This window comes from Streptomyces sp. NPDC007983 (assembly GCF_042958345.1).
Lineage (GTDB): Bacteria > Actinomycetota > Actinomycetes > Streptomycetales > Streptomycetaceae > Streptomyces.
The window spans coordinates 913518-939616 of sequence record NZ_JBIBJI010000003.1 but is presented as its reverse complement, the minus strand read 5'-3'; the positions used below and the strand labels follow the sequence as shown (position 1 = coordinate 939616).

The 26099-nt window shown below is 69.8% G+C and carries 25 protein-coding genes; 16 read left to right on the top strand and 9 right to left on the bottom strand.

Features of this window, described 5'->3' with window-relative positions:
• Positions 1 to 22: 22 nt before the first annotated feature.
• Positions 23 to 1810: an arginine--tRNA ligase gene (gene argS, locus ACFZCY_RS13555; protein WP_391172046.1), complete on the bottom strand. Its 1788-nt coding sequence runs from the start codon at positions 1808 to 1810 to the stop codon at positions 23 to 25.
• A gap of 167 nt (positions 1811 to 1977) precedes the next feature.
• Between argS and lysS the strand changes: the two genes are divergently transcribed.
• Entirely contained in the window at positions 1978 to 3729 is a 1752-nt protein-coding gene (gene lysS, locus ACFZCY_RS13550) for a lysine--tRNA ligase (RefSeq protein ID WP_391172044.1), read from the top strand.
• A gap of 61 nt (positions 3730 to 3790) precedes the next feature.
• Here lysS and ACFZCY_RS13545 read toward each other — a convergent pair whose 3' ends face one another.
• The 3 genes from ACFZCY_RS13545 to ACFZCY_RS13535 all read right to left on the bottom strand — a co-directional run bounded on the left by ACFZCY_RS13545 (position 3791) and on the right by ACFZCY_RS13535 (position 7165).
• A complete protein-coding gene (locus ACFZCY_RS13545) occupies positions 3791 to 5188 on the bottom strand; it encodes a DUF2637 domain-containing protein (protein WP_391172042.1) in 1398 nt (465 codons plus the stop codon).
• A 102-nt stretch (positions 5189 to 5290) separates the two neighbouring features.
• Positions 5291 to 6103: a hypothetical protein gene (locus tag ACFZCY_RS13540; protein ID WP_391172040.1), complete on the bottom strand. Its 813-nt coding sequence runs from the start codon at positions 6101 to 6103 to the stop codon at positions 5291 to 5293.
• Between the two features lie 123 nt (positions 6104 to 6226).
• Positions 6227 to 7165 carry a DUF3558 domain-containing protein gene (locus tag ACFZCY_RS13535; RefSeq protein ID WP_391172038.1) on the bottom strand — a complete coding sequence of 313 codons (939 nt, stop codon included), beginning with the start codon at positions 7163 to 7165 and terminating at the stop codon, positions 6227 to 6229.
• 160 nt (positions 7166 to 7325) lie between these two features.
• Between ACFZCY_RS13535 and ACFZCY_RS13530 the strand changes: the two genes are divergently transcribed.
• Complete coding sequence (locus tag ACFZCY_RS13530) at positions 7326 to 8519, top strand: RtcB family protein (RefSeq protein ID WP_391172036.1); 1194 nt, start codon at positions 7326 to 7328, stop codon at positions 8517 to 8519.
• A gap of 42 nt (positions 8520 to 8561) precedes the next feature.
• Here the strand turns inward: ACFZCY_RS13530 and ACFZCY_RS13525 are convergent, their stop codons facing one another.
• Positions 8562 to 9317 (bottom strand): SDR family NAD(P)-dependent oxidoreductase, encoded by a 756-nt coding sequence (locus ACFZCY_RS13525; protein WP_391172034.1) that lies wholly within the window; start codon positions 9315 to 9317, stop codon positions 8562 to 8564.
• 207 nt (positions 9318 to 9524) lie between these two features.
• On the opposite strand from ACFZCY_RS13525, the gene ACFZCY_RS13520 reads away from it, so the two are divergent.
• A complete protein-coding gene (locus ACFZCY_RS13520) occupies positions 9525 to 10934 on the top strand; it encodes a hypothetical protein (RefSeq protein ID WP_391172032.1) in 1410 nt (469 codons plus the stop codon).
• Here the strand turns inward: ACFZCY_RS13520 and ACFZCY_RS13515 are convergent.
• Entirely contained in the window at positions 10924 to 11256 is a 333-nt protein-coding gene (locus ACFZCY_RS13515; RefSeq protein WP_391172030.1) for a YnfA family protein, read from the bottom strand. The two genes, ACFZCY_RS13520 and ACFZCY_RS13515, sit on opposite strands and share 11 nt — an antisense overlap.
• A gap of 50 nt (positions 11257 to 11306) precedes the next feature.
• A complete protein-coding gene (locus ACFZCY_RS13510; RefSeq protein WP_078510346.1) occupies positions 11307 to 11855 on the bottom strand; it encodes a hypothetical protein in 549 nt (182 codons plus the stop codon).
• A 138-nt stretch (positions 11856 to 11993) separates the two neighbouring features.
• Here ACFZCY_RS13510 and hemL point away from each other — a divergent pair, with 138 nt between their 5' ends.
• From hemL to ccsB, 7 genes are all read left to right on the top strand, one after another.
• Positions 11994 to 13310 (top strand): glutamate-1-semialdehyde 2,1-aminomutase, encoded by a 1317-nt coding sequence (gene hemL, locus ACFZCY_RS13505; protein ID WP_391172028.1) that lies wholly within the window; start codon positions 11994 to 11996, stop codon positions 13308 to 13310.
• Positions 13311 to 13318: 8 nt separating this feature from the next.
• Complete coding sequence (locus tag ACFZCY_RS13500) at positions 13319 to 14005, top strand: histidine phosphatase family protein (protein WP_199831076.1); 687 nt, start codon at positions 13319 to 13321, stop codon at positions 14003 to 14005.
• 163 nt (positions 14006 to 14168) lie between these two features.
• Entirely contained in the window at positions 14169 to 15353 is a 1185-nt protein-coding gene (locus ACFZCY_RS13495; protein WP_391172025.1) for a hypothetical protein, read from the top strand.
• A gap of 114 nt (positions 15354 to 15467) precedes the next feature.
• Positions 15468 to 16085: a redoxin domain-containing protein gene (locus tag ACFZCY_RS13490; RefSeq protein ID WP_391172023.1), complete on the top strand. Its 618-nt coding sequence runs from the start codon at positions 15468 to 15470 to the stop codon at positions 16083 to 16085.
• Between the two features lie 45 nt (positions 16086 to 16130).
• Entirely contained in the window at positions 16131 to 16853 is a 723-nt protein-coding gene (locus ACFZCY_RS13485) for a cytochrome c biogenesis protein CcdA (RefSeq protein WP_391172021.1), read from the top strand.
• A gap of 3 nt (positions 16854 to 16856) precedes the next feature.
• Positions 16857 to 18653 (top strand): cytochrome c biogenesis protein ResB, encoded by a 1797-nt coding sequence (locus ACFZCY_RS13480; protein WP_391172019.1) that lies wholly within the window; start codon positions 16857 to 16859, stop codon positions 18651 to 18653.
• A complete protein-coding gene (ccsB, locus tag ACFZCY_RS13475; protein ID WP_361485125.1) occupies positions 18650 to 19744 on the top strand; it encodes a c-type cytochrome biogenesis protein CcsB in 1095 nt (364 codons plus the stop codon). Before ACFZCY_RS13480 ends, ccsB begins: the two co-directional genes overlap by 4 nt.
• A gap of 42 nt (positions 19745 to 19786) precedes the next feature.
• Here the strand turns inward: ccsB and ACFZCY_RS13470 are convergent, their stop codons facing one another.
• Positions 19787 to 20212: a PLDc N-terminal domain-containing protein gene (locus ACFZCY_RS13470; protein WP_391172016.1), complete on the bottom strand. Its 426-nt coding sequence runs from the start codon at positions 20210 to 20212 to the stop codon at positions 19787 to 19789.
• A 90-nt stretch (positions 20213 to 20302) separates the two neighbouring features.
• On the opposite strand from ACFZCY_RS13470, the gene ACFZCY_RS13465 reads away from it, so the two are divergent.
• From ACFZCY_RS13465 to ACFZCY_RS13455, 3 genes are all read left to right on the top strand, one after another.
• Positions 20303 to 21754 carry a menaquinone biosynthesis decarboxylase gene (locus tag ACFZCY_RS13465; RefSeq protein WP_391172013.1) on the top strand — a complete coding sequence of 484 codons (1452 nt, stop codon included), beginning with the start codon at positions 20303 to 20305 and terminating at the stop codon, positions 21752 to 21754.
• A complete protein-coding gene (gene mqnP / locus ACFZCY_RS13460; protein ID WP_361485119.1) occupies positions 21751 to 22653 on the top strand; it encodes a menaquinone biosynthesis prenyltransferase MqnP in 903 nt (300 codons plus the stop codon). Before ACFZCY_RS13465 ends, mqnP begins: the two co-directional genes overlap by 4 nt.
• 62 nt (positions 22654 to 22715) lie before the next feature.
• Complete coding sequence (locus ACFZCY_RS13455) at positions 22716 to 23390, top strand: UbiX family flavin prenyltransferase (RefSeq protein ID WP_391172010.1); 675 nt, start codon at positions 22716 to 22718, stop codon at positions 23388 to 23390.
• 11 nt (positions 23391 to 23401) lie between these two features.
• Here ACFZCY_RS13455 and ACFZCY_RS13450 read toward each other — a convergent pair whose 3' ends face one another.
• Positions 23402 to 23569 carry a hypothetical protein gene (locus ACFZCY_RS13450; protein WP_184503272.1) on the bottom strand — a complete coding sequence of 56 codons (168 nt, stop codon included), beginning with the start codon at positions 23567 to 23569 and terminating at the stop codon, positions 23402 to 23404.
• Positions 23570 to 23695: 126 nt separating this feature from the next.
• Here ACFZCY_RS13450 and ACFZCY_RS13445 point away from each other — a divergent pair, with 126 nt between their 5' ends.
• From ACFZCY_RS13445 to ACFZCY_RS13435, 3 genes are all read left to right on the top strand, one after another.
• Complete coding sequence (locus ACFZCY_RS13445) at positions 23696 to 24157, top strand: Lrp/AsnC ligand binding domain-containing protein (RefSeq protein ID WP_391172007.1); 462 nt, start codon at positions 23696 to 23698, stop codon at positions 24155 to 24157.
• Between the two features lie 63 nt (positions 24158 to 24220).
• On the top strand, positions 24221 to 25402 hold the full coding sequence (gene mqnE, locus ACFZCY_RS13440; protein ID WP_361485113.1) for an aminofutalosine synthase MqnE: 1182 nt from the start codon (positions 24221 to 24223) through the stop codon (positions 25400 to 25402).
• A gap of 42 nt (positions 25403 to 25444) precedes the next feature.
• Positions 25445 to 26095, top strand: a complete 651-nt coding sequence (locus ACFZCY_RS13435) for a UdgX family uracil-DNA binding protein (RefSeq protein ID WP_391172004.1) — start codon at positions 25445 to 25447, stop codon at positions 26093 to 26095.
• The last annotated feature ends 4 nt before the right edge of the window (positions 26096 to 26099 follow it).

Sequence of the window (26099 nt, the reverse complement as noted above, 5' to 3'; positions counted from 1 at the left end):
GCGCAGGGCTGTGCGGGAGCGCTCAGAGGCGCTCGGGCGTGCGGATGCCCAGCAGCGACATGCCCTGCCGCAGGGTGCGGGCGGTCAGGTCGCACAGGAAGAGCCGGTTCTCGACCTCGGCCGGGCCGCCCTCCGCCTTCAGGACCGGGCACTGGTCGTAGAAGGTCGTGAAGAGCGAGGCCAGCTGGTAGAGATACGCGGCCAGCTTGTGCGGCTCGTACGACGCGGACACCTCGGCCAGCGTCTCCGCGAACTGGTCCGCGTGCAGCCCGAGGGCCCGCTCGGCGGGGGCGAGGAGCAGCTCCGGATGCGGGACCGGGGCCTGCGTCTCGTCGGCGCGGCGCAGGATCGACTGGATGCGGGCGTACGCGTACTGGAGGTAGACGGAGGTGTCGCCGTTGAGCGAGACCATCTGGTCGAGGTCGAACTTGTAGTCGCGGGAGGCGGAGGTGGACAGGTCGGCGTACTTCACCGCGCCGATGCCCACCTGGCCGCCGCGCTCCAGGATCTCCTGCTCGGTCAGGCCGAGCTTCTCGCTCTTCTCCCGGACCACGGCCGTGGCCCGCTCGGTCGCCTCGTCGAGCAGGTCCTCCAGCCGGACCGTCTCGCCCTCACGGGTCTTGAACGGCTTGCCGTCCTTGCCGAGGACCGTGCCGAAGGCGAGCTGGACGGCGTGCGTCTTCTCGTTCAGCCAGCCGATCCGGCGGGCGGTCTCGAAGACCATCCTGAAGTGCAGCGACTGCCGGGCGTCCACCACGTACAGCAGGGTGTCGGCCTGGAGGTTCTGCACCCGGTCGCGGATCGCGGACAGGTCGGTGGCGGCGTAGCCGAAGCCGCCGTCGGACTTCTGGACGATCAGCGGCACCGGGTTTCCGTCCGGGCCCTTGACGTCGTCGAAGAAGACGCACAGCGCGCCCTCGGAGCGGACCGCGACGCCGGACTCCTCCAGCAGGCGGCAGGTCTCGGCCAGCATGTCGTTGTAACCGGACTCGCCGACCACGTCGGGGTCGTGGATCTCGATGTCGAGCTTGTCGAAGACCGAGTAGAAGTAGATCTTCGACTCGTCCACGAACTTCCGCCACAGGGCGATCGTCTCCGCGTCCCCGGCCTGCAGGTCCACCACCCGCCGCCGGGACCGCTCCTTGAACTCCGGGTCGGAGTCGAAGAGGCCGCGCGCCGCCTTGTAGAGCCGGTTCAGATTGGACATCGCCTCTTCGCCGGAGGCGGCGTCCCGGTGGTCCAGCTCGTGCGGATGCTCGATCAGGTACTGGATGAGCATGCCGAACTGGGTGCCCCAGTCGCCGATGTGATGGCGCCGGACCACCTTCTCGCCGGTGAACTCCAGGATCCTGACCACCGCGTCGCCGATCACCGCCGAGCGCAGATGGCCGACGTGCATCTCCTTCGCCACGTTCGGCTGGGCGTAGTCGATCACGGTCGTGCCCGCGTCCGCCGCGAACGGAACGCCGAGCCGGTCGTCGGCGGCGCGCGCGGCGAGGGTCGCGGTGATGGCGGAGTCCGCGACGGTGATGTTGAGGAAGCCGGGGCCGGAGACCTTGATGTCGGCGATCACCGAGTCGGGGTCGGCGGAGGACGGGGCGACCGGAAGGCGCTCCACGACCTTGGCGGCCAGCTCGCGCGGATTGCCCTTGAGCTGCTTCGCCAGCGCCAGCAGCCCGTTGGCCTGGAAGTCGGCCCGGTCGCTTCGTCGCAGCAGCGGGTCCGCGGAAGCGGCCTCCGGCAGGGCAGCCGTGAGGGCGTTCGCGACGCGCTGGTGGACCGAAGCGGCAAGGGAGGGGACCGAGGCCATGGGTGAGGTGCCGTTCCTATAGAGGGCTGGGTTACCAATCTGGCCACCCCAGTATTTCATGGGCCGTCCAACCCTTTTCCCGGGCTGTGGATAACTCCGCCGTGGATTCCGACAACCTGTGGGCAACCCCGAAGGCGCCTCCTCCGTCTGGGACAATGGTCGGTGCCATGACCGCAAGGAAGGAAGTGCCGACCGTGGCTCAGAGCACCGAGACCGACTGGGTCTCCCGTTTCGCGGACGAGGTCATTGCCGAGGCGGAGCGACGCGCGCCCGGCAAACCGATCGTCTGCGCCTCGGGCCTCAGCCCGTCCGGCCCGATCCACCTCGGCAATCTGCGCGAGGTCATGACGCCGCACCTGGTCGCCGACGAGATCCGGCGCCGTGGATACGACTGCGTCCACATCCTGTCCTGGGACGACTACGACCGGTACCGGAAGGTCCCGGCCGGGATCGACCCGTCCTGGTCCGAGCACATCGGCAAGCCGCTGACCTCCGTCCCGGCCCCGCCCGGCTCCGCGTACGCGAACTGGGCCGAGCACTTCAAGGCGCCGATGATCGAGGCCCTGCGCGCGATGGGCATCGAGTTCCACGGCATCAGCCAGACCGAGAAGTACACCTCGGGCGCCTACCGCGAGCAGATCCTGCACGCGATGCGCCACCGCGAGCAGATCGACGCCGTGCTCGACCGGTACCGCACGAAGGACAAGCCGGCCCCGAAGAAGCAGCAGCAGAAGCAGCAGAAGCCGGTCGACGAGGCCGAGCTGGAGGCCGCCGAGGGCTCGGGCGCGGCCGCCGAGGACGACGGCAGCGCGGGCGCCGCCGGGTACTACCCGTACAAGCCGTACTGCTCGGTCTGCGAGCGCGATCTGACGACCGTGACCTCGTACGACGACGAGACCACCGAGCTGGCCTACACCTGCGCCTGCGGCCACGGCGAGACCGTCCTGCTCAGCGAGCACAACCGCGGCAAGCTGGTCTGGAAGGTCGACTGGCCGATGCGCTGGGCGTACGAGGGCGTCGTCTTCGAGCCCTCCGGCGTCGACCACTCCTCGCCGGGCTCGTCCTATGTGGTCGGCGGGCAGATCGTGCGCGAGGTCTTCGGCGGCGACCAGCCGATCGGCCCGATGTACGCGTTCGTCGGCATCAGCGGCATGGCCAAGATGTCCTCCTCCAAGGGCGGCGTGCCGACCCCGGCCGACGCGCTGGAGATCATGGAAGCGCCGCTGCTGCGCTGGCTGTACGCGCGCCGCAGGCCGAACCAGTCCTTCAAGATCGCCTTCGATCAGGAGATCCAGCGCACCTACGACGAGTGGGACGCCCTGGAGCGCAAGATCAACGACGGTTCGGCGCAGCCCGCGGACGCCGCCGCGTACAGCCGGGCGACCGGCACCGCCACCGGTGAGCTGCCCCGCACCCCGCGCCCGCTGCCGTACCGGATGCTCGCCTCCGTGGTGGACATCACCACCGGGCACGACGAGCAGACGCTGCGCATCCTCAGCGAGCTGGACCCGGCGAACCCGGTGAAGTCCCTGGACGAGACGCGGCCGCGGCTCGACCGGGCCGAGCGCTGGATCACCACCCAGGTCCCGGCCGAGCAGCGCACCCGGGTCCGGGACGAGCCGGACACCGAGCTGCTGGCCTCGCTCGGCGAGACCGAGCGCGCGTCGCTGCGGCTGCTGCTCGACGGGCTGGACGAGCACTGGTCGCTCGACGGGCTGACGACGCTGGTGTACGGCGTGCCGAAGCTCCAGGCGGGGCTGTCGGCGGACGCCAAGCCGACGCCGGAGCTGAAGGTCGCGCAGCGGGCGTTCTTCGCGCTGCTCTACCAGCTGCTGGTCGGGCGGGACACCGGGCCGCGGCTGCCCACCCTGCTGCTCGCGGTGGGGGCGGACCGGGTGCGCAAGCTGCTCGCGGCCTGAGCCGGGAGATCCCCCAGCCGGGCGGGCCGGACGCCCGCCCGGCCTCCAGGGAGCGAAGGGCCTACGGGATGTGCTCCGCCTGCATCTCCGTGCGGTAGCGGTCCTTGTAGTCGTTCACGTAGCCGGAAAGCTCGGCGTTGCTGAGGTCGGCGACGCCGTACGCCTCCCGCAGCCGCTGCCCGAACTGGTACGCCGAGGGGAAGCGCCCGTTGTCGGCGAGGTACTGGCGGTAGGTCGCGTAGAACACGTCGTCGCGCGGCACGTCGTCCGGCATCGCCGCGGCGGCGGGCGCCTCCGGCTGCTCGTGCTCGACGTACGGCTGCTCCTGGCCGCGCTGCTCCGGGACGTACGCGCCCTGCGCGGTCCCCACGCCCTGCCCGCCGAGCTGGCGGACCCGGCCGGGCCCGACCGGGACGGTGACCTGCGGCTGCCCGGGCTGCTCGGGTTGCCCGGGCTGTTCGTGCTGCGCCGGATGGTGGCTGGCGGCGGGGTCGAACGGGACGGCGCCCCGGCCGTCGTGGTCCTGAGCCGTCGGCTGCTGGTACACCGGCAGCGGCAGCGACAGGGGCAGCTCCTGCGGCTGCTGGGGCTGTGCTTGTGGCGGCTGCTGCTGCCCGGGACCGGCGGCGAAGCCGGTGCCGTCGGGCGCCCCGTAGCCGCCCTGCGGCATCCCCGGGTACGCCATGTCCGGCGTCCGCCCGGCCCCGCTCCCGGGGGCACCCGGCATGCCCGGTGTGCCCGAGGGCAGCGCGGCCGGGGAGAAGGCGCTCGCTTCCAGCCCGGCCGCCTCGAGGCCCGCCGGGGCGGTGTCGGACAGCGGCACCCCGTAGCGCGCCAGCCGCAGCGGCATCAGCGCCTCCACCGGGGCCTTACGGCGCCACTGCCTCCCGTAGCGGGCCTGCAGCCGGGTCTGGTAGACCAGCCGGTCCTGTTCCAGCTGGATGACCTCGTCGTAGCTGCGCAGCTCCCACAGCTTCATCCGGCGCCACAGCCGGAAGGTCGGGAGCGGCGCCAGCAGCCAGCGGACGAGGCGGACCGACTCCATGTGCCGGTCGGCGGTGATGTCGGCGATCCGGCCGATCGCGTGCCGGGCGGCCTCGACGGAGACCACGAAGAGCACCGGGATGACGGCGTGCATGCCGACGCCGATCGGGTCCGGCCAGGCGGCGGCGCCGTTGAAGGCGATGGTGGCCGCGGTCAGCATCCACGCCGTCTGGCGCAGCAGGGGGAAGGGGATGCGGATCCAGGTCAGCAGCAGATCCAGGGCCAGCAGGACGCAGATCCCGGCGTCGATCCCGATGGGGAAGACGTTGGAGAAGGCGCCGAAGCCCTTCTTCTCGGCGAGGTCGCGGACCGCGGAGTAGGACCCCGCGAAACCGATCGCGGCGATCACCACCGCCCCGGCGACGACCACGCCGACGAGTATTCGATGCGTTCGTGTCAGTTGCATCGCGGCCACCCGCGATCCCTCCCCGTCCTTGGCGACAAGCCTTGGCATGCAGCGCGCCCAGGGTCGCATACACGTCAAGCACCACGGACGGGAAGGGTGCGGCGGGGACGGCTAGGCGCCGCCCTTGGAGTCCTTCGAGTCCTTCGAGTCCTTCGAGTCCTTCGAGTCCTTGGAATCCTTGGACGGGTCCGCGGACTTGGAGCCGCCGGAAGCCGGGGATTCCTGGCCGCCGCCGGCGCCCTTGGTGCCCTTCGCGACGGAGTCGACGACCTCCTTGGCCGCGGACTTGGCGTCCTCCATCAGCTTGGTGGCGTCCGGCGTCTTCTCGGTCTCGTAGCCGGCGCCGTCGTACTCGATGGTGATCACGACGTTGGCGGTCCGGGCGACGACCGTCTGGTTCCGGAAGTCGTCGCCGTCCTTCTTCTCCTCGGTACGCACGGTGGTCGCCGCGTCACCGACGGCCGCCTGCTCGGTCTTGGGGTTCTTCACCCCGTCCGCGGAGGAGGCCTTGCTCGCCTGCTGGGTGGCGTACTCCTGGGCGCGCTTGTCGCCGGTGCCGAGCCCCGCGTCGGAGGGGAAGAGCTTCAGGGAGAGGGACAGCGAGCGGTACTTGAAGCCGTCGAGGCCGCTCCACAGGCAGGTGGCGGAGGTGTTGGTGTCGGACGAGGGGAGGGCCTTGCCCTTCTTGGTCTTCGCCTTGGGCACCAGCTTCTCGATGGTCTTGCCCGACAGGGCCGAGCACACATCGGGGAGCTTGCTGAACTTTGCCGCCGCGACGGACGGCGAGGCACTGGGCGAGGAGGGTCTCGACGAGCCCTCCGCGTCCTTTTTGTCCTCGGAGCCGGAGGAGCAGCCGGCGACGAGCATGACCGGTACGGTCGCGCAGGCGAGTATTCGGGCGAGTCGCGGGGCTGAACGGTGCATGGTTCCTTCGCTCAATCTCTGTCGATGGGCGGTGGTACCGCCCGCGTCATTACCGGCACGGTACGCGGCCGATCGCGGGCGGCCCAATCCCCGAGGTCTCCCGCCGGGGGGCGGTCCGGCTCGCTATTCGGTGAGACGCCCGGTGAGCTCGTGGGCCAAGTCTTCGGCGTTCCCCTGGAGTTCTTCGCTTTCGGGAATGTCCTTTTTGTTGGTCGACCACTCGTCGTACTCAATGGTGGCGATCACATTCGAGGAGCGGAAAACGACCGTGATGTCGCGGTGGATTCCGGAGTCCTTGGTGATCAGCTGGTCGTCGAGAAACGCGTCGTCGGCGAGGTCGTCGAGGCGGCGCGGGGCGGTGGCGTCCGGGTTCTCCGACGCGCTCCCGTCGCTTGAGCTGCTCTCATCGTCGCCCGTGCCCGGACTGCTCGTGCGGCCCTTGTCGCCGGTGTTGCCCTTCTCACTTCCGGCGCTGCTCCTGCCGCCGTCCGGGCTCGCGCCGCCCTTGCCGCTCGATCCGCTCGACGCGCTTGCCCCGGCGTCGGGGGACGAGGAGGCGGACGCGTCGTCGTCCGACGCGCCCGCGGAGGGCGAGGCCGGGGCGTCCGGAATGTCCGCGGCGGCCGCCTTCTTCTCGTACAGCTCCAGCGCCCGGTCGTCATCGCTCACGGACGGGTCGTACGAGACCACGCGCTCGAAGTCCAGCGTCAGATAGCGGGTGCCGCTCGGCGTCGCGAGCTTCCAGCGGCAGCCGTCGCGCCGGTCTATGTCGTACGTCACGGTCGCCTGGCCGTCGTACGCCTTGTCGTCCTGGGTGCCGCCGGGCAGTAGCCTGCGCAGGGTCTTGGCGCTCACGGCGCCGCACGCCTCGGGGAGGGAGTTGTAGCGGCCGGGCTCGGCCGAGACCGACGTACCGGAGTCGTCGGAGGCGCTGTCGTCGGCCCCGGGCTTGGAGCCGGAGCCGGTGCATCCGCTGAGTCCCGCGGCGGCGAGCACGGCGATGAGCAGGGCGGCGGCCGGGGTGGCGCGCCGTCCACGGGCCGTTCGCTGCGCTGGCTGCACTATCCGTGTCCCTTCGAGCGAAAACTGCTTGCCGTCCGTAGGCGATGACTGAAGACAATGTGTACCGCACGGCCCGCCGCGTCTGCCGGTCGGCCGTCGCGAATGGGGCCGTGGGCCCGGTTTTTGCGTTTTCAGTCTTTCGCGGGGGAATGAGTAAAACATGTCGTATGTAGAGGTGCCCGGGGCGAAAGTCCCGATCCGGATGTGGGCGGACCCCGCGACGGTCGAGGGCGTGGCCATGCAGCAGCTGCGGAACGTGGCCACGCTGCCGTGGATCAAGGGCCTGGCCGTGATGCCGGACGTGCACTACGGGAAGGGCGCCACCGTCGGCTCGGTGATCGCGATGCAGGGGGCCGTGTGTCCGGCCGCGGTCGGCGTGGACATCGGCTGCGGGATGTCGGCGGTCAAGTCGTCGCTCACCGCGGACGATCTGCCGGGCGATCTGTCGCGGCTGCGGTCCAGGATCGAGCAGGCGATTCCGGTGGGCCGGGGGATGCACGACGACCAGGTCGACCCGGGGCGGCTGCACGGGTTCGGTACCGCCGGGTGGGACGACTTCTGGGAGCGGTTCGGGGGAGTGGCCGAGGCGGTCAAGTTCCGCCAGGAGCGGGCCACGAAGCAGATGGGGTCGCTCGGATCGGGCAACCACTTCATCGAGTTCTGTCTCGATGACGAGGGTTCGGTCTGGCTGATGCTGCACTCCGGTTCCCGGAACATCGGCAAGGAACTGGCCGAGTACCACATCGGCCAGGCCCGCGGACTGCCGCACAACCAGGATCTGATCGACCGCGACCTGGCCGTCTTCATCGCTGACACCCCGCAGATGGCCGCCTACCGGCACGATCTGTTCTGGGCGCAGGAGTACGCCAAGTACAACCGCGCGATCATGATGTCGCTCTTCCAGGACGTCGTGCGCAAGGAGTTCGCCAAGGCCCGGCCGGTCTTCGAGCCGGTCATCTCCTGTCACCACAACTACGTGGCCGAGGAGCGGTACGAGGACATGGACCTGCTGGTGACCCGCAAGGGCGCCATCCGGGCGGGCAGCGGGGACTACGGGATCATCCCCGGCTCCATGGGCACCGGTTCGTACATCGTCCGCGGCCTGGGCAACGAGGCGTCGTTCAACTCGGCCTCGCACGGCGCCGGCCGGAAGATGAGCCGGAACGCGGCGAAGAAGCGTTTCTCGACGCGGGACCTGGAGGAGCAGACGCGGGGCGTGGAGTGCCGTAAGGACTCCGGCGTCGTGGACGAGATCCCGGGGGCGTACAAGCCCATCGAGAAGGTCATCGACCAGCAGCGGGATCTCGTCGAGGTGGTGGCCCGGCTCAAGCAGGTCGTCTGCGTCAAGGGGTGATACGCGCGGGGCCGTGGCCGTGCGCGACCGACGGCCCCGGCCTCAGCGCTCCCGGTGGACCTTGTGCTGGGCGGCCTGGGCGCGGGGGCGGATCACCATCAGGTCGACGTTGACGTGGGAGGGCCGGGTGACCGTCCAGGCGACGGTGTCGGCGACGTCGTCGGCGGTCAGGGGCTCGGCCACGCCCTCGTAGACGGCGGCGGCCCGGCCCTCGTCCCCGCGGAACCGGTTCACCGCGAACTCGTCCGTCATGACCATGCCCGGCGCGATCTCGATCACCCGCACCGGCTCGCCGCACAGCTCCAGCCGCAGCGTGCCCGCGATCGCGTGCGCGCCGTGCTTGGCGGCCACGTAGCCGCCGCCGCCCTCGTACTGGATGTGGCCCGCCGTGGAGGACAGCACCACGATCGTGCCGTCGCCGGAGGCGACGAGGGCGGGCAGCAGGGCCTGCGTCACATGGAGCACGCCCATCACGTTGACCTCGTACATCGCGCGCCAGTCGGCCGGGTCGGAGGTCGCGACGCTCTCGGCGCCGATGGCTCCGCCCGCGTTGTTGACCAGCACGTCACAGCGGTCGAAGTGATCGGCGAAGGTGGCGACGGCGTCGCGGTCGGTGACGTCCAGGACGTACGGCACGGCCTCGTACCCCGCCTCCGTCAGCTCCGCCGCCAGCGCCTCGATGCGGTCCTTGCGGCGCGCGGCGAGGACGACGCGAAATCCGGCCGCGGCGAGCCTGCGGGCGGTGGCCGCCCCGATCCCACTGCTGGCCCCGGTGATGACTGCGGTACGGGTGGTCATCGGCCCTCCTGCGGCGACGTGGCATGCCTGATCGCGGTACGGAAATCGCACTGTGATCCATACGCAGGATATGACCTTCTGATTTGCGGCCGATCGGGGGACTGGAGATCGCAAACCGCTATCCGGCCCTGGCCCCGGGGAAGGGTGCACTGCGTCCGGCGCGCCGCCGGTCTCGAGTGACCCATGCCCAAGGAGTGAATTCAGGTCATGACCCATCAGAACAGAACGCTGTACCGGTCCCGTCGGTCCTTCCGCCGCTGGGGCGTCGCCTCCGCCGGAGCCCTCGCGGCGGCGGCGCTGGTGGCCGGCGCGCCGTCGGTCGCTTGGGCCGCGGGCAGCCCGCCGAACCCGTCGTCGGCCTCCGTATGCCCCCAGGACCAGGAGCGGCACGGGGACCGCAACCATGGGGATGGCCAGCAGCACGGCAACAACAACCACCAGCAGCACAACAACGGCCAGCACGACAACGGGCAGCAGCAGGGCAACAACCACCAGCAGCACAACAACGGCCAGCAGCAGGGCAACAACCACCAGCAGCACAACAACGGCCAGCACGACAACGGGCAGCAGCAGGGGAACAACCACCAGCAGCAGGGCAACGGCCAGCAGCAGCACAACAACGGGCAGCACGACAACGGGCAGCAGCAGGGGAACAACCACCAGCAGCAGGGCAACGGCCAGCAGCAGGGCAACAACCACCAGCAGCACAACAACGGGCAGCACGACAACGGCCAGCAGCAGGGCAACAACCACCAGCAGCAGGGCAACGGCCAGCAGCAGGGGAACAACCACCAGCAGCACAACAACGGGCAGCAGCAGGGCAACGGCCAGTCCGGCAACGGCCAGGCGGCCCATGGCCAGTACGGGAACGGCCAGTCCGGCAACGGTCAGCACGGCAACGGCCAGATGACCCACGGCCAGATGACCAACGCCCAAGCGGCCAACGGCCAGGCCGCCCAGAACGGCCGCCAGGACGGCCGTCCGCAGCGCTGGCAGCGCGAGAACAGCGCCCCGCAGGGCCACGGCTACCAGCAGCGCGCCATGGGCCAGTACGGCGAGTCGGCCCAGGCCGAGATGGCCCAGCAGGAGACGGCTCAGCAGGCCGCCGACGTGAGGCCGCAGGACCGTTTCGGCGCCCCGTCCGCCCACGGTGACCACCAGGACGACCACGCCCGCATGGACCACCAGGCCCAGCAGAACCACCAGTCCGGCACCAACAACGCGCAGAGCACGAGCGGACCGGTGACGCTGGAGCGGGCCGTGGAGATCGCCGAGTGCGAGGTCGGCGGCCAGGCCATCAGCGCCGAGCTGGTGGACGACTGCCCCGAGGACGACCAACAGCAGAACAACCAGCGCAAGGACGACCACCGCAAGGACCAGCAGCACCGGGAACCGCACCACAACGACAAGCAGCGCGACGAGAAGCGGCACGGCGACCACAAGCAGCAGGAGCCGCGCCACAAGGACGACGACCACAAGGTGTGGGCCGTGGACGTCGAGTGCGGCGACACCGTCACCCGGGTGCTGATCGACCCGGACACCGGCTGCGTCATCAGCTCAACTCAGCAGGAGGACGACGAGGAGCACGGGCACCACGGGCGTCCGCTCACCTTCTAGGCGCGTACATGATCACGGCGACACCGGCCAGGCAGATGAACGCACCGAGCACATCGAATCGGTCGGGCCGGTAGCCGTCGGCGACCATGCCCCAGGCGAGTGATCCGGCGACGAAGACGCCGCCGTACGCCGCGAGGATGCGGCCGAACTCCGCGTCCGGCTGGAGCGTGGCGACGAAACCGTAGGCGCCGAGGGCGACGATCCCGGCGCCGATCCAGGCCCATCCCCTGTGCTCGCGCACACCCTGCCAGACCAGCCAGGCGCCTCCGATTTCCAGGAGGGCGGCCAGGACGAACAGGCTGACGGAGCGTGCGATGAGCATGGGGGAAAGGCTAGGTCACGCCCCGGGGCGGACCGGCGGCCGAGGCCCGCTCAGGGCCAGACCAGGCAGTACGGCTGGTGGCCCGCCTCGTGCAGCCGGTGGCTGAAGTCCTGCCACTCGTGGAGCAGTTGGTAGACCAGGAACGCGTCGCGCGGACCGCCGCGGTCCGGGACCGTGGACCAGATGAAGGCGGCGGCTCCCACCGCCTCCTCACCGACGCCGCGCAGCGGGTCGACGGCGGTCATCGGCAGCTTGACGACGGCGTAGTCCGGGTGCAGGACGACCAGTTCGAGCGGGGGCACCTTGTGCAGGGGGACGCCCTCGATGCCGGTGAGGACCATCGCGGCCACCGTCTCCGGCTTGATCTTGGTGAACATGCCGTGGCCCAGCTCGTCACCGCCGAGCTCCTCGGGGCGCATCGAGATGGGGACCCGGGCGGCGGTGGCCCCGTCGGGCGCGCCGAAGTACTTGTAGGTCACCCCCATGCGGCCCCCGCTCCTGCTTGCCCTGCCCGCGTCTTCTCGCCGATGGCGTCCGGGGCGGGCACGCTCGGGGCCTCGATCGTCAGTCCCTTCACCCAGTTCGCCACCGCGATGCATATCTCCACCCGACCACTCGCGGCCGCCGCCGCGCAACCCGAACATTGCGACTGATCAAACTGATCAATATGACTGAGACCTCCCCCGCGTCGGCGTTGTGAAACTCCCGGCGGCAGGACTCCGTCACCCTCTGACAACATGGCTTGCGTGAGCTATCCGTACGCAGCCCCAGTTTCGCAGACGCTTTTCGATCGTGCGGCCGTCGTGACGCCCGGCGGCGTGAACTCTCCGGTCCGGGCTTTCCGCGCCGTCGGAGGTACGCCCCGCTTTATGGTGTCCGGTGACGGTCCGTACCTCACCGATGCCGACGGCCGCGAGTACGTCGACCTCGTGTGTTCGTGGGGACCGATGATCCTCGGCCATTCGCACCCCGAGGTGATCGCGGCCGTGCAGGCCGCCGTCGCACGTGGTACGTCGTTCGGTACGCCGGGCGAGGGCGAGGTCGAACTCGCCGAGGAGATCGTGGCCCGGATCGGCCCCGTCGAGCAGGTGCGCCTGGTGTCGTCCGGCACCGAGGCGACGATGTCGGCGATCCGGCTGGCCCGCGGGTTCACCGGCCGCCCCAAGGTGATCAAGTTCGCGGGTTGTTACCACGGCCATGTGGACGCCCTGCTGGCCGCGGCCGGGTCCGGGGTGGCGACCTTCGGGCTGCCGGACACCCCCGGGGTGACGGGCGCGCAGGCGGGGGAGACCCTCGTGCTGCCGTACAACGACCTGGAGGCGGTGCGGGCGGCGTTCGCCGCGCACCCGGGCGAGATCGCCTGTGTGATCACCGAGGCGTCGGCGGGCAACATGGGCGTGGTGCCGCCGCTGCCCGGGTTCAACGCGGGCCTGAAGGAGCTGTGCTCCGACAACGGCGCGCTCTACATCTCCGACGAGGTCATGACCGGCTTCCGGGTCTCCAGGGCCGGCTGGTTCGGGCTCGACGGGGTCGTACCCGATCTGATGACCTTCGGCAAGGTCATGGGCGGCGGCTTCCCGGCCGCGGCCTTCGGCGGCCGCGCCGATGTGATGGCGCAGCTCGCCCCGGCGGGCCCGGTCTACCAGGCGGGCACGCTGTCCGGGAACCCGATCGCGACGGCCGCCGGTGTGGCGCAGCTGCGGCTGCTGGACGACGCGGCGTACGAAAAGGTCGACGCGGCCTCCGCGCGGCTGCGGGCGCTGGTGACCGAGGCGCTGGACAAGGCGGGCGTCGCCCACCGGCTTCAGGTCGCGGGCAACATGTTCTCCGTCTTCTTCACCGACGAGGACGTCACGGACTACGCCAAGGCGAAGGCGCAGCAGGCGTTCCGCTTCACCCCCTTCTTCCACTCGATGCTGTCCCAGGGTGTCTATCTGCCGCCGTCGGCCTTCGAGTCGTGGTTCGTCTCGACGACCCATGACGAGCGGGCGCTGGAGCGGGTGGCGGAGGCGTTGCCGGGGGCGGCGCGGGCAGCCGCCGAGGCGGCTGAATGATGGGTGACATGACACAGAGCGAGAACGACATCACCGTCGTCCATGTGATGCGCCACGGCGAGGTGGAGAACCCGGAGGGCGTGCTGTACGGGCGCCTGCCCGGCTACCACCTGTCCGAGCTGGGCCGCCGCATGGCCGACCGGGTCGCCGAGCACCTCGCTGAGCGGGACATCACCCATGTGGTCGCCTCCCCGCTGGAGCGGGCCCAGGAGACGGCCGCGCCGATCGGCAAGGCGCACGGTCTGGACGTGGCCGTCGACCAGCGGCTGATCGAGGCGGCAAACGCCTTCCAGGGGAAGACCTTCGGGGTCGGCGACGGCGCGCTGCGCAGGCCGTCCAACTGGCGTCATCTCACCAATCCCTTCCGTCCCTCCTGGGGCGAGCCGTACATCGACCAGGTGGTGCGGATGATGGGGGCGCTGGGCGCGGCGCGTGACGCCGCCCGTGGGCATGAGGCGGTCTGCGTCAGCCATCAGCTGCCGATCTGGATCGTGCGCAGCTTCGTGGAGCGGCGGCGGCTGTGGCACGACCCGCGCAAGCGGCAGTGCACCCTGGCCAGCCTCACCAGCTTCACGTACCGCGGCGACAAGATCGTGTCCGTCGGGTACAGCGAACCGGCCCGTGATCTGGTCCCGGCCCATCTCCTCGCGGGTGCGAAGAAGGTGAAGGGGGCCTCCAAGGGGGTCGGTGCGTGACCAGCACGCTGTAGGCGCATCATCGCATGGGGTAATCGATCCCGGGCTATTGTGCCGGGACTGTAATTGAGCGCGTCCGTTCGGAACCCCGCTATTCGTCTCGCCATCTCAAAGGTCGTCCGTGCCCGGACAACCAGTACGGCGAGTGCGAATTGAGGACGCTATGCGTGAGGTCAGCCGGAGGGGGATCCTCGGTCTTGGTATGGGGGCGGTCGCGTCACTGACCGCTGTCGGCTGCTCGTCATCGGGGTCGGGTAAGGCAGCGCCGAAGAGGACGGCGCAGGCAAAGCCGATAGGTGATGGTTCAACTTCCCGTGGGGTGAGCCGGCCGAAGGATCCCAAGCCGGAGCGTCTTGAGCGGGGGCAGAAGCCGCCGCAGTTCGTGGTGTTCTCCTGGGACGGCGCGGGAGAGGTCGGCAACGGCCTCTTCCCGCGTTTCCGGAAGCTCGCCAAGGATCACGGCGCGACCATGACGTTCTTCCTCTCCGGCCTTTACTGCCTGCCGGAGTCGAAGAAGTCGCTCTACAAGCCGCCGAACAACCCGGTGGGCGCCTCCGACATCGGCTATCTCTCCGACGACCACATCAAGGCGACGCTGCGGAACGTGCGTCTGGCCTGGCTGGAGGGGCATGAGATAGGGACCCACTTCAACGGTCACTTCTGCTCCGGCCGCGGCAGCGTCGCCGACTGGACGTCCGCCCAGTGGGAGTCCGAGGTCGAGCAGGCCGTGTCGTTCGTCACGCAGTGGCGTACGAACACCGGATTCAAGGACGTCGATCCGCTGCCCTTCGATTATCGCGAGGAACTGGTCGGCGGGCGCACCCCCTGTCTGCTGGGACAGCAGAATCTGCTGCCGACCGCCCGCAAGCTCGGCTGGCGCTATGACGCGAGTTCGCCCGGCGGCCGCCAGGTGTGGCCGTCGAAGAAGCAGGGGCTGTGGGACTATCCGCTGCAGCAGATTCCCTTCCCCGGCCATTCCTTCGAAGTGCTGTCGATGGATTACAACATCCTGGCCAACCAGTCGCGGAATTCCACCAATGCGCCGCCCGCCAACTACCCGGGCTGGCGCAAGCAGGCCACCGACGCCTACATAGCCGGTTTCCAGCGGGCGTACGAGACCAATCGCGCCCCGTTCTTCATCGGCAACCACTTCGAGAAGTGGAACGGCGGCATCTATATGGACGCCGTCGAGGAAGCGCTGAAGCACATGGCCGACGAGAAGCACAAGGACGTGCGGCTGGTGTCCTTCAAACAGCTCACGGACTGGATGGACGCGCAGGACCCGGCGGTGCTCGCGGATCTTCAGCGGTTCGGTGTGGGCGAGGCGTGGAGCGCGAGCGGCCGCTGACCGCCCCGCCCCGGACCGGCGGTGCCCCCGGCGTCCGGGTTCGTGATGCCGGGGTCGGGGAGGTGCCGAGGGGGGTGGGGAAGATCCCCAAAAGGGCCATGCGAAACTTTTCACATGAGTGCCTGCCGCGCCCCTCGGCGCCTCGCGACCTTCCGTCGCGCAACCGTGCTGGCCACCGGGGCCGCGGTTGCCGCGCTGTCCCTCTCCGCCTGTGGTAGCGGTGGCACCTCGGGCGGCTCGGCCGATACCAAGTTCGTGCAGGGCAAGGGCGGCGTCGACACCGTGCCCAAGAAGGACCGCCAGGACGCTCCCGAGCTGTCCGGCAAGACTCTCGAGGGCAAGCCGCTCGACGTGGCCGACTACAAGGGCAAGATCGTCGTCCTGAACGTATGGGGTTCCTGGTGCGCGCCCTGCCGGGCCGAGGCCCCGAACCTCGCGAAGGTCGCCAAGGACACCAAGGCCAAGGGCGTCCAGTTCATCGGGATCAACACGCGTGACGGCAACCGAGCCCCCGCGCTCAGGTTCGAGAAGGCGTTCAAGGTCGAGTACCCGAGCCTGTACGACCCGATCGGCAAGCTGATGCTGCGCTTCCCCAAGGGGAGCCTCAACCCGCAGGCCATCCCGTCGACCATCGTGCTGGACCGGAACGGCAAGATCGCGGCCCGGGCGCTCACCCCGCTCAGCGAGGACAGCATGCGCAAGATGGTCGACCCGCTCATCGCGGAGAAGTGACCTCTTGTGACTACGCTCGCCGCCGCAGGCGCGAATGAGACCGTGATGACCGGCGCGCTGCTGCTCGCGCTGCCGATCGCCGTCCTCGGCGGACTGGTCTCCTTCTTCTCCCCTTGTGTGCTGCCCCTGGTGCCGGGCTACATGTCGTACGTCACCGGGATCACCGGTACGGATCTGGCGGAGGCCAGACGCGGCCGGATGGTCGCGGGTGCCTCGCTCTTCGTGCTCGGCTTCACGGCCGTCTTCGTCTCCGGTGGCGCCCTCTTCGGCCACTTCGGCTGGACCCTCCAGGAGCACAAGGAGACCCTCTCCAAGATCCTCGGGGCCGTCACGATCCTGATGGGCCTGGCCTTCATGGGGCTGCTGAAGGGCTTCGGCCAGCGGGAGTTCCGCTTTCACATCACGCCCACGATGGGGCTGGCGGGCGCGCCCGTGCTGGGCGCCCTGTTCGGCGTGGGCTGGACGCCGTGCCTGGGGCCCACCCTCACCGCCGTCCAGGCGCTGGCGTTCAATGAGGGGAGCGCCGGTCGCGGCGCTCTGCTGACCGTCGCGTACTGCGTCGGGCTCGGGCTGCCGTTCGTCGCCGTCGCGGTGGCCTACCGGCGCGCGCTGGGCGCCTTCGCTTGGGTCAAGCAGCACTACGTGTGGGTGATGCGGACCGGCGGCGGTCTGCTCATCGCCCTGGGGGTGCTGCTGCTCACAGGTGTCTGGGACAGCATCATGAGCGACACGCAGAGCTGGGCTCAGGGCTTCAACGTTGGGATCTGATCCATGTCCACCACCGATACCGACTCCGCGGCCGGGAAGGCGGCCGAGAACGCGGCCGAGCAGACGGCCGACGGCGGCGCGGGCGCCGAGGAGCGCGAGCTGGGCGCCGCGGGCTCGCAGCTTTCCACCGCGCCCGCCGAGGAGGTCAGCGTCCCCTCGCTGGGGCCGCTCGGCTGGGCCAGGTGGTTCTGGCGGCAGCTGACCTCGATGCGGGTCGCGCTGCTGCTGCTCTTCCTGCTCTCGCTGGGCTCGATCCCGGGCTCGCTGATCCCGCAGACCAGCATCGACCAGCTCAAGGTCCAGGACTTCAAGGACAAGCACCCGACGCTCACCCCGGTCTACGAGAAGCTCCAGCTCTTCCACGTCTACAGCTCGGTGTGGTTCTCGGCGATCTACATCCTGCTGTTCATCTCGCTCATCGGCTGCATCGTGCCGCGCACCTGGCAGTTCGTGGGCCAGCTGCGCGGCCTCCCGCCGGCCGCCCCGCGCCGGCTCACCCGGCTTCCCGCGTACACCACCTGGCGCAGCGACGCCGAGCCGGAGAAGGTGCTGGAAGCCGCGCAGCGGATCATGAAGCGGAGGCGCTTCCGGAGCCGGATCGCGGGGAACGCGGTCGCCGCCGAGAAGGGCTACCTGCGTGAGGTCGGCAATCTGCTGTTCCACACCGCGCTGATCGTGCTGCTGGTCTCCTTCGCCGCGGGCCAGCTGTGGAAGACCGAGGGCAGCAGCCTGATCACCGAGGGCGGCGGCTTCTCCAACAGCCTGACCCAGTACGACGACATCAAGACGGGGCAGCTGTTCAAGAGCGACGACCTGGCGCCCTTCAGCTTCCAGCTGGACCGCTTCCACGCGACCTACGAGCGCAGCGGCCCCCAGATGCGCACGCCGCGCACCTTCCGTGCCGATGTCACCTACTGGGACGGGGTGGACGGGTCCGCCCGCAAGACCTCGATCAAGGTGAACGAGCCGCTGGAGATCCAGAACTACAAGGTCTTCCTGCTGAACCACGGCTACTCGCCGGTCGTCACGGTCCGGGACGGCCAGGGCAACGTGGTCCACAAGGGGCCGGTGGTCGGGCTGCCGATCGACGGGGCCAACCTCACCGAGAGCATGGTGATCAAGCTCGGTGACTACCGCGACAAGAACGGCAAGCGTGACCAGGTCGCGTACCAGGGGCAGTTCCTGCCGACCTGGGTGCGCAGCAAGGGCATGTTCTCCCAGTTCCCGGCGCTGGACAATCCGGCACTGGTGCTGACGGCTTACCACGGCAGCCTCGGCATCGACGGCGGTACCCCGCAGAGCGTGTACCAGCTCGACAAGTCGCGGATGAAGCAGTACCGGGAGTCCGACGGGAAGACCAAGTTCGCCCGGGCGCTCGCGCCCGGCGACACGATGAAGCTGCCGGGCGGCGAGGGCTCGCTGACCTTCGACGGCGTCAAGAGCTGGGCCAGCTTCCAGGTCTCGCACAAGCCGGGTGACCAGACCGCCCTGCTGGGCGCCGTGGGCGCCCTGGTGGGCCTGGTCGGCTCGCTGTTCATCCAGCGCCGCCGGATCTGGGTCCGGGCGGTGAAGGGCTCGGACGGCGCGACCGTCGTCGAGATGGCCGGGCTCGGCCGCAGCGAATACGCCAAGCTCCCTGAGGAGCTGGGTGATCTGGCCGTCCGGCTGCAGACGGACGCGCCCCCCTCGGCAGAACCGGAAGACGGCCCTGATGAGGACGGCCCGAAGGCCGCGTCGACCCCCGGAGACACCGAAGAGCCTGCACACTCCGCAGATCCCGCAGAAGGAGCGAGCGCGTGAACCTCGCGGCCGCAGTCAACGAGAATCTCGCCCATTACAGCAATGTGCTGATCTACACGGCGATGGCGATCTACACCCTCGCCTTCCTCGCCCATATCGCCGAGTGGGTCTTCGGCAGCCGCAGCGCCGTGGGCCGCACCGCCGCCGCGCTCACCACCGAGACCGGGGCCGCCAACCGCGCCTCGGTCACGGTGCGGACCGCCGAGAAGGGCGGCGGCACCGCCGTGCTGGAGCGCCCGAAGGTCATCACCCGGTCCGCCGCGGGCAGCCGCGACGTCCCGGACGGGCCGGGCGCCGCGGGCGGCACCGAGCAGGGCGATGTCTACGGCCGGATCGCGGTGGGCCTCACCGTGCTGGCGTTCCTCACTCATGCCGGTGGTGTCCTCACCCGCGCGCTGTCCGTGGAGCGCGCGCCCTGGGGCAACATGTACGAGTTCTCCACGACCTTCGCCATGGTCGCGGTCGCCACATACCTCGTGCTGCTCGCGCTGAAGAAGAACGTGCGCTGGATCGGTCTGCCCCTGGTCACCACGGTCCTCCTCGACCTCGGACTCGCTGTCTCTGTCTTGTACACCGACAGCGACCAATTGGTTCCGGCCCTGCACTCGTACTGGCTGTGGATCCACGTCAGCTGCGCGATCATCTCCGGCGCCGCGCTGTACATGGGAGCCGTCTCCACGCTGCTCTACCTCTTCCGCGACCGGTACGAGGCGCAGCTGGAGAACCCGGAGGGCAAGCAGTTCCGCCAGGGCGTCAAGTCCGTGCTGGCGCGGGTGCCGTCGGCGGCGTCGCTGGACAAGTTCGCGTACCGCATCAACGCCACGGTCTTCCCGCTGTGGACCTTCACGATCATCGCGGGCGCGATCTGGGCCGAGGCCGCCTGGGGCCGTTACTGGGGCTGGGACCCCAAGGAGGTCTGGTCGTTCATCACCTGGGTCGCCTACGCCTGCTACCTGCACGCCCGGGCCACCGCGGGCTGGAAGGGCCGCAAGGCCGCGTACCTCGCGCTGATCGCCTTCGCCTGCTACCTGTTCAACTACTACGGCGTCAACATCTTCATCACCGGCAAGCACTCCTACGCCGGAGTCTGACCCCGGCGTTCAGCCCCCGACGCCCTCGCCGCCCGCGCCGTCTCAGGACGCCGTGGGCGGCGTGCTGTCGTCAGGACCGCCCTCGCCGCCCTTGCGGCGCAGCTCCTCCTCGCGGCGGCGCAGATCCGCCTCCCAGCTCTTGAGCAGCTCCTCGTTGCGGCCCTCGGGCGCCTCCGCGCCGCGTGCCTCCGGAGCGTCATCCGGGGACTTCGGCGCGTCCCCCAGGGACTTCAGGAACTCCGGGTTGTCGTCCGGTGCGACCCACTCGCGCCGCGCCTCGGCCGTCGTGGCCCGCTTGCCTCCCACCAGCAGCCAGGAGATCGAGCCCACCACCGGGAACAGCAGTACGAGGATCGCCCAGAGCGGCTTGGGGATATAGCGGACGTCCTGCTCTTCGGTGGTGATGCAGTCGATGAACGCGTAGATGCTGAGTGCCAGCGGCACCAGGATCATCAGCACCCGGAGCATGAGGCGATCCCCCTGCGTGTGGTGTTCGGGGCCGGTTCACGCGGGCCCCAGTTACGGGACCAGGGTAGTGCGTACCGGATACTGGGACGCATGGCTTATGACGATCTTCGTTCCTTTCTGCGGGCGCTCGACAGGGAAGGCGACCTCAAGCGCGTCAAGGCCGAAGTCGATCCGTATCTGGAGATCGGCGAGATCGTCGACCGCGTCAACAAGGCGGGCGGTCCCGCGCTGCTCTTCGAGAACGTCAAGGGCGCGGCGATGCCGCTGGCCATGAACGTGTTCGGCACGGATCGCCGGCTCCTCAAGGCCCTGGGCCTGCGCTCGTACGACGAGATCAGCGAGAAGATCGGCGGGCTGGTCAAGCCCGAGCTGCCGCAGGGCTTCGGCGGGCTGCGCGAGGCGTTCGGGAAGCTCGGCTCCATGGCGCACGTGCCGCCGAAGAAGGTGAAGGAGGCGCCGGTCCAGGAGACCGTGCTGACCGGCGACGACGTCGATCTCGACGCGCTTCCGGCACTGTTCACCTGGCCCGAGGACGGCGGCTCCTTCTTCAACCTCGGCCTGACCCACACCAAGCATCCGGAGACCGGGGTGCGCAACCTCGGCCTCTACCGCCTCCAGCGCCATGACCGCCGCACCATCGGCATGCACTGGCAGATCCACAAGGACAGCCGCAACCACTACCAGGTGGCGGCCCGGCGCGGGGAGAGGCTGCCGGTCGCGATCGCCTTCGGCGCGCCGCCCGCCGTGACGTACGCGTCGACCGCCCCGCTCCCCGGCGACATCGACGAGTACCTGTTCGCGGGGTTCGTGCAGGGCCGGCGGATCGAGATGGTCGACTGCAAGACGGTGCCGCTCCAGGTCCCGGCCGCCGCCGAGGTCGTCATCGAGGGCTGGCTGGAGCCCGGGGAGATGCTGCCGGAGGGGCCGTTCGGCGACCACACCGGCTTCTACACGCCCCAGGAGCCGTTCCCGGCGCTGACCATCGACTGTGTGACGATGCGGTCCCGGCCGCTGCTGCAGTCGATCGTGGTGGGCCGTCCGCCGACCGAGGACGGGCCGCTGGGACGGGCGACCGAGCGGTTCTTCCTCCCGCTCCTCAAGATCATCATCCCGGACATCGTGGACTACCACCTCCCCGAGTCCGGCGGCTTCCACAACTGTGCGATCGTCTCGATCGACAAGAAGTACCCCAAGCACGCGCAGAAGGTCATGCACGCCATCTGGGGTGCCCACATGATGTCGCTGACCAAGCTGATCGTCGTAGTCGACGCGGACTGTGACGTACACGATCTGCACGAGGTGTCCTGGCGCGCGCTGGGGAACACCGACTACGCCCGCGATCTGACCGTGGTCGAGGGCCCGGTCGACCATCTCGACCACGCCTCGTACCAGCAGTTCTGGGGCGGCAAGGCGGGCATCGACGCCACCGCCAAGTGGCCCGAGGAGGGCTACACGCGCGACGGCGGCTGGCCGCACATGGTCGAGTCCGATCCGGAGGTAGCCGATCGGGTGACCCGACGCTGGAAGGAATACGGACTGTGACCTCCGCTGCCGCCGCCGTACCGCAGCCCGGCCGGACCAGGTCGTTCCTGCGCCTGGTGATGATCGAGCATTCCGTCTTCGCGCTGCCCTTCGCGTACACCGCCGCGCTGACCGCGATGCAGCTGTGGGACGGCGGCGTCCACTGGATCAAGCTGCTGCTGATCACGGTCGCGATGGTGGGGCTGCGCACCTTCGCGATGGCCGCCAACCGGATCATCGACCGCGAGATCGACGCGCGGAACCCCCGGACCGCCTCCCGCGAGCTGGTCACCGGCGCGGTCTCGGTGCGCACCGCCTGGACCGGGGCGCTGGTCGCGCTCGTCGTCTTCCTGGGCGCCGCCGCGCTGCTCAACCCGCTGTGCCTGGCGCTGGCGCCGGTCGCGGTCGTCCCGATGGTGGTCTATCCGTACGGCAAGCGGTTCACCGACTTCCCGCACGCCATCCTGGGCCTCGCCCAGGCCATGGGCCCGATCGGGGCCTGGATCGGGGTCACCGGGGAGTGGTCGTGGGACGCGGTGATCCTGGGCCTCGCGATCGGCATCTGGATCGGCGGGTTCGACCTGATCTACGCCTGCCAGGACGTGGCCGCCGACCGGGCGCACGGGGTGCGGTCGGTACCGGCGCGTTTCGGCATCGCGGGGGCGCTCCACGGGGCGCGCGCCTGCCATGTGATCACCACGCTGCTGCTGGTCTGGTACGCGCTGGCCACCGGCGCCGGGGTCTTCTTCTGGCTGGGGCTGGTGATCGTGGCGGCGGCGTTCGCGTATGAGCACACGATCGTGCGCCCGGACGATCTCTCCCGCCTGAACCGCGCCTTCTTCACGGTGAACGGCTTCATCGGAATCGCCCTCTTCTGCTGCGCTCTGCTCGACCTGGTGGTGCGGGGCCTCGGCCCGTGAGACCCGCCGGATAGGCTCGGTGTGTGGAGCCGCCGCACGGGCCGAACAGGCCGCACGAAGAAGTGAGCAGACGCCGGCCCTGGGTGGTCGGTGTGTCCGGCGCGTCCGGGACGCCGTACGCCGCCTCGGTGCTGCGCGCGCTGCTGCACGCGGGGGAGGCCGTCGACCTCGTCATCAGCCGCTCCTCGCGGCTGACGCTGCTGGACGAGACGGGGATCGGCTTCCGGGACGCGCACTGGCGGGAGGATCTGCGCCGCTGGCTGGCGCGCGGCGCGGACGGTACGCGCGACGCCTTCGACGTACCCGTGGAATCGGCGGATGTACGGCACTGGGCGGCCGGGGATCTGGCCGCCGGGCCGTCATCGGGCAGTTACACCGTCAAGGGGATGCTGATCGTCCCCGCGAGCACCGCGTGTGTGGCGGGGGTCGCGCTGGGGCTGTCGAAGGATCTGCTGCAGCGGGCCGCGAGCGTGACGCTCAAGGAGCGGCGCCCGCTCGTGGTGACGGTGCGGGAGACCCCGCTGAACGGGCAGACGCTGCGGCATCTGGTGACGCTGGACGAGGCGGGCGCCGTGGTGCTGCCCGCCTCGCCGGCGTTCTACGCGGGGGCGACGCACATCCAGGATCTGGTGGACTTCGTCGCGGGGCGGGTGCTGGACGCGGCGGGGGTGCCGCACAAGCTGTACCGCCGGTGGGAGGGGGAACTCGGTGGAGACCGGGGACCGGAGAGCGGCTAGGTGCTCGTCTCCTAGCGCGTCCAGCGCTTCCTGGCGCGGGCGGCGCGGGCCGCGACGACGGCCGCGCGGCGGGCCGTGCGGGACACGGGACGGTCGGGGGTGCGGACCACGGCACGCGAGCGGCCGGCCAGTTCCCGCAGCTCCAGCATGCGGGCTTCAAGACCTTCGATCGTGTACACGGTGAGTTCTCATCTCCTGAGGTAACAGGCCGAACGCCTAGAGGATTTGCAGGACTTGTGGTCCTGATGCCTTAGATTCTACATGTAATGACGCTCTAACCCTGAATAATGGAAGGCGCACGGCATATGGACGCGGTGGACAGGCAGCTCATCCAGGCCCTGCGGGAGAATGGCAGGGCCTCGTACGCGGAGCTGGGCAGGCTCGTCGGCCTCTCCGGGCCCAGCGTCACGGACCGGATCAACCGCCTGGAGGCGGCCGGGGTGATCACCGGCTATCGCGCGACCGTGGACGCGGCCTCCCTCGGGCTCGGCGTCACCGCCCTGATCGGCATCCAGCTCTCCGACGCCACCGATCACGAGGAGTTGGCGCACCGGCTGCGCGACCTCCCCGAGATCGAGGACTGCTGGTTCATCGCGGGCGACGACTCGTACATGCTCAAGGTGCGCGCCTCGGACGTGGACGGTCTGGAGCGCACGATCCGCAGACTGTCCGGCACCAAGGGCGTCTCCCGGACGCGTAGCACGATCGTGCTGTCCACGAAGTGGGAGAACCGGGTCGGCGAACTTCCCGAGGACACCGAGGCGTAGTCTCGGCGGAGGCCGACACCGGCACGACGACGTAGGGCCAGACGTATGGGAGGCGGCCGTCGCATGAGCGCAGCGACACACGATGCGGGTTTCAAGCGGGAGTTGGAGCAGAAGGTTCTCGCGGGCGAGCGGCTCACCCGTGAGGACGGCCTCGCCCTGTACGAGTCCGACGACCTGGCCTGGCTGGGCGGGCTCGCCCACGAGGTGCGCACCCGCAAGAACGGCGACGTCGTCCACTTCAACGTCAACCGTCATCTCAACATGACGAACGTGTGCACCGCGTCCTGCGCCTACTGCTCCTTCCAGCGCAAGCCGGGGGAGAAGGACGCGTACACGATGCGCATCGAGGAGGCCGTCCGCCTCGCCAAGGCGATGGAGAACGACAAGCTCACCGAGCTGCACATCGTCAACGGACTGCACCCCACCCTGCCCTGGCGCTACTACCCGCGGTCGCTGAAGGCGCTCAAGGAGGCGCTGCCCGCCGAGGTGTCGCTGAAGGCCTTCACCGCCACCGAGATCCACCACTTCGAGAAGATCTCCGGGATGTCCGCGTCCGAGATCCTGGACGAGCTGATCGACGCTGGTCTGGAGTCGCTGACCGGTGGCGGCGCGGAGATCTTCGACTGGGAGGTCCGGCAGCACATCGTCGACCACGACACCCACTGGGAGGACTGGTCGCGCATCCACCGGCTGGCGCACGAGAAGGGGCTCAAGACCCCGTGCACCATGCTGTACGGGCACATCGAGGAGCCCCGGCACCGGGTGGACCACGTGCTGCGGCTGCGTGAGCTGCAGGACGAGACCGGCGGCTTCCAGGTCTTCATCCCGCTGCGCTACCAGCACGACTTCGTGGACATGCAGGACGGCAAGATCCGCAACCGGCTGCAGGCGCGCACCTCCATGGCGACCGGCGCGGAGGCGCTGAAGACCTTCGCGGTCTCCCGGCTGCTGTTCGACAACGTTCCGCACGTCAAGGTCTTCTGGGTGATGCACGGGGTGCAGACCGCGCAGCTCGCCCTCAACCACGGCGCGGACGACATGGACGGCTCGGTCGTCGAGTACAAGATCACGCACGACGCGGACAACTACGGCACGCCGAACAAGCTGACCCGCGACGATCTGCTGGACCTGATCCGGGACGCGGGCTTCCGCCCGGTGGAGCGGAACACCCGGTACGAGACCATCCGCGAGTACGAGGGCCCGGACCCGGCCCGGCGCGAGTCGCCGCAGCCGATGCGGGTGTGAGGTCCACCGTCTGAGGGGCGGCGCGGCGGGTACCCGGGGGCCATGAGCGCCCGTACCGCCCCGGAGGACGCGTACACGGCCGAGCCCTTCGTGCCCGGCGGCGCCGGTCTGGACGCGCTCCGGGAGGCGGCCGCCGGATGCCACGGCTGTCCGCTGCACCGCGAGGCCACCCAGACCGTGTTCGGCGCGGGCGCCCCGGACGCCCGCGTCATCCTCGTCGGCGAGCAGCCCGGCGACCAGGAGGACCGGCAGGGCAAGCCGTTCGTCGGGCCCGCGGGCAGGGTGCTGACCCGGGCGCTGGACGAGGCCGGGGTGGACCCGGACGAGACGTACATCACGAACGCCGTCAAGCACTTCAAGTTCACGGTCGTCCCCGAGCGCGGCAAGCGGCGCATTCACAAACCGCCGAGCCTGCGCGAGATGACCGCCTGCCGCCCCTGGCTGGTCGCGGAGGTGGCGGCGATCGACCCCGAGATGATCGTGGCGCTCGGCGCGACCGCCGGGAAGGCGCTGCTGGGGCCGTCGTTCCGGGTGACCGAGCAGCGCGGGATGCTGCTGCCGTGCCCGGCGCTGGACGACCACGAGATGGTCGCCACGATCCACCCGTCCGCCGTGCTGCGGGCCGACGACCGCGAGGCGGTCTACCAGGGGCTGGTGTCGGACCTGCGGGTCGTGGCGGAGGCCCTGGGCTGAGGAC

Coding starts and splice junctions, on each gene's coding strand:
- lysS (WP_391172044.1), top strand. CDS start 1,978: ATGACCGCAAGGAAGGAAGTGCCGACCGTGGCTCAGAGCACCGAGACC.
- hemL (WP_391172028.1), top strand. CDS start 11,994: ATGGCTTGCGTGAGCTATCCGTACGCAGCCCCAGTTTCGCAGACGCTT.
- ACFZCY_RS13500 (WP_199831076.1), top strand. CDS start 13,319: ATGACACAGAGCGAGAACGACATCACCGTCGTCCATGTGATGCGCCAC.
- ACFZCY_RS13520 (WP_391172032.1), top strand. CDS start 9,525: ATGACCCATCAGAACAGAACGCTGTACCGGTCCCGTCGGTCCTTCCGC.
- ACFZCY_RS13530 (WP_391172036.1), top strand. CDS start 7,326: ATGTCGTATGTAGAGGTGCCCGGGGCGAAAGTCCCGATCCGGATGTGG.
- argS (WP_391172046.1), bottom strand. CDS start 1,810: ATGGCCTCGGTCCCCTCCCTTGCCGCTTCGGTCCACCAGCGCGTCGCG.
- ACFZCY_RS13525 (WP_391172034.1), bottom strand. CDS start 9,317: ATGACCACCCGTACCGCAGTCATCACCGGGGCCAGCAGTGGGATCGGG.
- ACFZCY_RS13465 (WP_391172013.1), top strand. CDS start 20,303: ATGGCTTATGACGATCTTCGTTCCTTTCTGCGGGCGCTCGACAGGGAA.
- ACFZCY_RS13510 (WP_078510346.1), bottom strand. CDS start 11,855: ATGCATCGCGGTGGCGAACTGGGTGAAGGGACTGACGATCGAGGCCCC.
- ACFZCY_RS13470 (WP_391172016.1), bottom strand. CDS start 20,212: ATGCTCCGGGTGCTGATGATCCTGGTGCCGCTGGCACTCAGCATCTAC.
- ACFZCY_RS13515 (WP_391172030.1), bottom strand. CDS start 11,256: ATGCTCATCGCACGCTCCGTCAGCCTGTTCGTCCTGGCCGCCCTCCTG.
- ACFZCY_RS13435 (WP_391172004.1), top strand. CDS start 25,445: ATGAGCGCCCGTACCGCCCCGGAGGACGCGTACACGGCCGAGCCCTTC.
- ACFZCY_RS13495 (WP_391172025.1), top strand. CDS start 14,169: ATGCGTGAGGTCAGCCGGAGGGGGATCCTCGGTCTTGGTATGGGGGCG.
- mqnE (WP_361485113.1), top strand. CDS start 24,221: ATGAGCGCAGCGACACACGATGCGGGTTTCAAGCGGGAGTTGGAGCAG.
- ACFZCY_RS13490 (WP_391172023.1), top strand. CDS start 15,468: ATGAGTGCCTGCCGCGCCCCTCGGCGCCTCGCGACCTTCCGTCGCGCA.
- ACFZCY_RS13480 (WP_391172019.1), top strand. CDS start 16,857: ATGTCCACCACCGATACCGACTCCGCGGCCGGGAAGGCGGCCGAGAAC.
- ACFZCY_RS13445 (WP_391172007.1), top strand. CDS start 23,696: ATGGACGCGGTGGACAGGCAGCTCATCCAGGCCCTGCGGGAGAATGGC.
- ACFZCY_RS13485 (WP_391172021.1), top strand. CDS start 16,131: ATGACCGGCGCGCTGCTGCTCGCGCTGCCGATCGCCGTCCTCGGCGGA.
- ACFZCY_RS13540 (WP_391172040.1), bottom strand. CDS start 6,103: ATGCACCGTTCAGCCCCGCGACTCGCCCGAATACTCGCCTGCGCGACC.